Annotated in this window: 6 protein-coding genes; all 6 read right to left on the bottom strand. The window is 75.5% G+C overall.

Translation table 11 applies throughout. The features are described 5' to 3' along the window. Positions 1-40 precede the first annotated feature (40 nt). On the bottom strand, positions 41-811 hold the full coding sequence (locus VGR37_01260; GenBank protein ID HEV2146024.1) for a lysophospholipid acyltransferase family protein: 771 nt from the start codon (positions 809-811) through the stop codon (positions 41-43). Positions 812-888: 77 nt separating this feature from the next. Then, entirely contained in the window at positions 889-1,251 is a 363-nt protein-coding gene (locus VGR37_01255) for a TraR/DksA C4-type zinc finger protein (protein ID HEV2146023.1), read from the bottom strand. A gap of 16 nt (positions 1,252-1,267) precedes the next feature. Then, complete coding sequence (locus VGR37_01250) at positions 1,268-2,563, bottom strand: Glu/Leu/Phe/Val dehydrogenase dimerization domain-containing protein (GenBank protein HEV2146022.1); 1,296 nt, start codon at positions 2,561-2,563, stop codon at positions 1,268-1,270. A gap of 48 nt (positions 2,564-2,611) precedes the next feature. Further along, positions 2,612-2,929: an XdhC family protein gene (locus VGR37_01245; protein ID HEV2146021.1), complete on the bottom strand. Its 318-nt coding sequence runs from the start codon at positions 2,927-2,929 to the stop codon at positions 2,612-2,614. Continuing rightward, positions 2,926-4,110, bottom strand: a complete 1,185-nt coding sequence (locus VGR37_01240; GenBank protein ID HEV2146020.1) for a hypothetical protein — start codon at positions 4,108-4,110, stop codon at positions 2,926-2,928. Before VGR37_01240 ends, VGR37_01245 begins: the two co-directional genes overlap by 4 nt. Before the next feature lie 11 nt (positions 4,111-4,121). Further along, positions 4,122-4,862: XdhC family protein (locus VGR37_01235; protein HEV2146019.1), on the bottom strand; the 741-nt coding region annotated here is incomplete at its 5' end.

Raw genomic sequence — 4,862 nt, 5'->3', positions numbered from 1 at the left:
CCCCCCCCCCCCCGCGCCCGTCCACCCTCGAAGTCCCTCGCTACCCTTCCCGAAGAGAGAGCGGCCGCGACTCCGCCTCCAGCTCGCGGAAGAGGTGGTCGCGCGCCTCCTGGATCATGGCGCGCACCCGCTCGCGCAGCGCCGGCACGTCGTCCAGCGTCAGCCCCTCGGTGGGAATCGGCTCCAGCACGCGTGCCTCGGCCGTGGCGCGGCGGAAGAGCATGGAGCCCTTGGGGAGGGCGTGGCGCGTCCCCGCCACCGCGATGGGGAGGATGGGGGCGCCGGTCTCCACCGCCAGGCGGAAGGCGCCGTCCTTGAAGGGGAGCATCTCCCGGGTGCGGGAGCGCGTCCCCTCCGGGAAGATCATCACCGACACCCGCTTCCGCAGCCGGTCGCGGCACTCCTCCAGCGCCTCCGCGCGGCTCGCCCGCTCTCCGCGCCGCACCGGGACGTCCCCCGCCATCCGCATCATCCACCCCATGAAGGGGAGCTTGAAGATGGACTCCTTGGAGAGCCACTTCATCTCCCAGGGGAGGTGCGAGATCAGGAAGATGTCCGCGATGGACTCGTGGTTTGAGACCGCCACGTACGGCCGCCGCGGGTCGCGGATCCGGACGCCGGAGGTGCGGAACTTCCACAGCGGGTTCAGCGCCACGGCCGTCACCGCCGCCCGCCGGAACCAGCGGCCCACGACGTAGCGTCCGGGGTCGAACGGCGCCGTCGCGATCCACACCAGCGCGAGCCAGGGGACCCAAAGCAGGGCGACCAGCGAGTTGGTGACCCAGATCCAGGACGAGACCAGATATCGCATTCCGTAAAGATGGCGCACCGGCGCCCCGGCCGCCAAGGGGGTGGAGACCCCCGCGGCGGCCGACCCGGGCGGCGTGCTCAGCAGCCCGTGGCGCAGGCGGCGCAGGTCCGGGTCTCGGGGAAGACGAGGAGGCGCTCGAAGCGGATGGCCCCGCCGCACGCGCTGCACGCGCCGTAGCTCCCCTCCTCGATGCGCCGCAGGGCGTCCAGGATGCAGGCGAGCTGCGCCCGCTCGCGCGCCTGCAGGTTCTGGGCGAGGCCCTGGTTCTGGATGGCGTCGATCCGCGACAGGCGGCCGACGGTGTCCTGCTCCAGCTCGACCGGGCGGGCCGCTTCCCCGCTGATCTTCATGCTCCGCTCCAGCCGCGTCAGCGTGCGGAGGAGCTCGTCGCGGATCTCGCCGATCTGGTCGGGAGAGAGGGTGGATCGTGCTGCGATCATCTGCTGCCGTGCTGCGTTAAAGGGACTGGCGAAGGGCGACGCGGTCCAGGGCGAGCCCCCAGGTGGCGCCGAGAAGGCCGGTGGGGCGTCCGCCGGCGCGCTCCGAGACCTCCCGGAGCGCTTCGGCGATGGTGGCGTCCACGGCGCGGAAGACGGAGGCGGTGGCGGGGTCCGCGCCCTCCTCCATCAGGTAGCTGTAGGCGCGGGCCATCCCGCAGTTGGAGATCACGTCCGGCACCACCGTGAAGCGCCGGTCGGCGGCGCGCTGCACGCGGGTGGAGCCCAGCCCCGCCTCGCGGAAGGGCTGGTTGGCCCCGCAGGCGATCATCTCCACCCCCTGCCCGGCCAGCCGCTCCAGCGCGGCCTCGTCCAGGGAGCCGGAGACCGCCGCGGCCACGAAGACGTCGGCCGGGACCTCGCCCAGGCGCGCGCGGTCCGGGGTGCAGCGCGGGTCCTCGCGGGGGAGGAGCTTGTCGTCGTCGCGGGCGCGGAGGAGCGCCTCGACCTCCTCCGCCCCCATCCCCTCCGGTGCCAGGAGCGCCTTCTCCCGGTCGGAGATCCCCACCACCCGCGCCCCCGCCTGCGCCAGGTACAGCGCGCAGGGGGCGCCTACCGCCCCGAACCCCTCCACCAGCACCCGCGCACCCCGGATCGGGCGCCCCTGCAGCGCGTACTGGTGGAGGATGGAGCGCGCCACCCCGTAACCGGTCACCAGGTCGGCCAGGGGGAGGGGGCGGCCCGGGATCCCCAGCTCGCCGCAGACCGGCGCCTCCAGCCCCCGCGTCAGCGTCTCCAGGATCGCGGCGAGGTCGTCCGGCCCGGAGCCGCGGTGCCCGCGCACGATCCCCTCCTGCGGGTGCGAGATCTCCAGCTCGGCCAGGCAGGGGATCACGTCGCGCACCTGGTCCACGTTGAGGTCGCCGCCGGTGCCGTAGCAGTGGCGAAGGTAGGGGGCGACGGCGCGGAACCAGCGGCGGAGCACCCCCTCGCGGCGCGGGTCCGTGGGGTCGAAGTCGATCCCGGACTTGGCGCCGCCGATGAAGGGCCCGGACAGGGCGAACTTCAGCTCCATCGTCTTCGCCAGGTACGTCACCTCCCGGCGGGTGAGCCCGCGCCGCATCCGCGTCCCGCCGCCCGCCGCGCCCCCGCGGAAGGAGTTGATCACGAGCCAGCCGCGCGCCTCGGTCTCGTCGTCCGCCCACTCCACCACCAGGAGCGGGGGACGGCGCAGGTACTCGGTGTAGCGGCTCCAGGCGGCGGCCGGAGCGCGGCGGGTGCGGGACGGAGCGGAGGGGACGGCCACGGGGTTCATCGCGGGGGTGCCGGGGAAAGGACGACGGCGACGGGGCTCCGTCACCGGTCAGATGCGTTCCAGGAACACGTCGAACACGCCCCCGCACACGGCGGGGCTCCAGGAGAGCAGGTCCTCGGTGAGGTCCACCCGGACCAGGCGCGGCGCGCCGGTGGCCGACACCTCCCGCGCGGCCTCGATCACCGCGGCCTCTCCGCACCCGCCGCCCACCGTGCCGGTGAGCCCCCGCTCCGGGTCCACCAGCATCCGGCTCCCCACCCCGCGCGGGGTGGAGCCCTTGCAGCGGACGATGGTGGCGAGCACCGCCGGGCGCCCCTCGCGGGCCGCTTCCGCGGCGGCGGCGAACACCGCTTCGCTTTCGGTCATGCGCCCTTCAACCGGTCCAGGGGGTCGTCGGGGAGGGCGTCGGCGATGGCGGCGATCTCCTCCGCCTCGCGCCAGGCCGCCTCCAGCGCGGCCAGCTCGCCCTCCAGCGCGCGCCGCTCCGTTTCCTCGTGCAGCGCCATCTCCAGCGCCAGCGCCTCGGGGCGGGAGAGCCGGTCCGCGCGGGCCTTCGCGGTCCACCACGGCGTCCCGTACGCGCCGGCGGGGCGCGGCAGCGCGGCCGGGACCGCCTCGCCGCGGAAGGTCCCCACGAAGCGCTGCCAGCTCGTCCCCGAAGCGAGCGTCGGCACGTAGGGGACGCCGAGCGACCTGTCGCCCCCCGCCGCCTGCCGCAGGTATCCCTCCGCGCCGCCGGGGCCGGAGAGCAGGTCCAGCGCCCGGCCCAGGTGCTTCCGGGAGGCGCCGCCGGCGTTGGCGTCCACCATCGCCCGCCCCAGGACGTTCCGTGCCGCGGGGCCCGTGAGGACCACGGAGCGGGCGGGGAGCCACACCGCCCGGCCGTCGTCCCGGCGCACGCGCGTGGGCTCCAGGGCGTACGGGAGGTGCAGGGCGATCTCCCCGTCCTCCCCCGTGGCCGCGCGGGCGCCGTTGAGGTGGTGGCGTCGCAGCGGGAGCGGCTTCCCGGTGGGCGACTCCTCCGCGGGGAGCCGGTGCACGAAGCGGCGCGCCCTGCGGTGCTGCCAGGCCAGGTTCACCAGGTTGACGGCGCCCGCGCCCCCGCCCAGCGCCCCGGCGATGGCGAGGCCGCCGTACGCCACCCCCGCGACCCCCAGGATCCCCGCGGCCAGCAGGTAGCGCCGACGGCGCCGCACGAGCTGGTCCCCGTAGCGCCACGCGGCCAGCTCGCCGGGGAGCGCCTCGCCGATGCGGATGAGGCGGGTGCCGTCCGGGAGCTTCGCCAGCCCCACGTTCTCGGACTGCGCCCGGAGCCGCGCGTCGCGGAACAGCTTCTCGGCCGTTTCCGTGGCCTCCCAGCGCTCCTCGATGGGCGCCAGGTTCCAGCGGGAGCACTTCGGACAGACCGCCCAGAGCCGCCCCTTCCAGGCGTCGAACGCCAGGCGCTTCCCGACCGGGAACTCCTCCACCGCCTCGTTGCTCCCCAGCGGGGCGGAGCAGAAGATGCACGTGCTGTACATGAACCCCGTGTTGCGTGCGGGCCGCACGCCCTCCGGCGCTACGCTCCCCCTTCCTCCACGGCGCCGGTGACCCAGCGCTCCACCACCCGCTCGCGGTCCCGGAGCGGGACGCCGCTCCCCCCGCGCCGCACCTGCACGATCTCCGCGGCGATGGAGACGGCGATCTCCTCCGGCGTCTCCGCGCCGACGTCCAGCCCGATCGGGGCGTGCACCCGGAGCAGCCGCTCCCGGGGGATCCCCTCGCGCCGCAGCAGCTCCAGCGCGGCGCGGACGCGGCGGCGGCTCCCCACCATCCCCACGTAGGCGGGGAGGTCCGGGCGGCGGAGCAGGTCGTGGAGGGCGTCGAAGTCGTACTTGTGCCCCCGCGTCACCAGCACCAGGTAGCTGCCGGGGCCCACGGCGACCCCCCGGAACGGATCGGAGAAGTCGGCGCGGCGGACCTCCTCGGCCTCCGGGAAGCGCTCCCGCGTGGCGAACTCCGGGCGGTCGTCCAGCACCCGTACCCGGAAGCCGAGCATGGCGCCCACCCGGCAGAGCGGCCGCGCGATGTGCCCCGCCCCCACGATCACCAGCTCCGGCGGCGGACGGTGCGCCTCCAGGTAGAGCGTGCAGCGTCCGCGCTCCGTCTCCAGGGCCACGGGGCGGTCGCGCCCCTCGCCGCGGAGCAGCGCCTCCGCCAGCTCCGCGGCTCGCGCGTCCAGCGCCGGGTCGCCCAGCGTCCCGGCGCGGTGCCCCTGCCAGACCAGGATCCGCGCCCCCATGGGCGGTCCACCCGCCTC

It is taken from the genome of Longimicrobiaceae bacterium (genome assembly GCA_035936415.1).
Lineage (GTDB): Bacteria > Gemmatimonadota > Gemmatimonadetes > Longimicrobiales > Longimicrobiaceae > JAFAYN01.
Note: the sequence above shows the minus strand (reverse complement) of the source record. Positions and strands in the feature narration are given on the sequence as shown.

Bases quoted from the DNA above. Each gene is read 5' to 3' on its own strand.
- VGR37_01255 (HEV2146023.1), bottom strand. From the start codon at position 1,251: ATGATCGCAGCACGATCCACCCTCTCTCCCGACCAGATCGGCGAGATC.
- VGR37_01250 (HEV2146022.1), bottom strand. From the start codon at position 2,563: ATGAACCCCGTGGCCGTCCCCTCCGCTCCGTCCCGCACCCGCCGCGCT.
- VGR37_01260 (HEV2146024.1), bottom strand. From the start codon at position 811: ATGCGATATCTGGTCTCGTCCTGGATCTGGGTCACCAACTCGCTGGTC.
- VGR37_01245 (HEV2146021.1), bottom strand. From the start codon at position 2,929: ATGACCGAAAGCGAAGCGGTGTTCGCCGCCGCCGCGGAAGCGGCCCGC.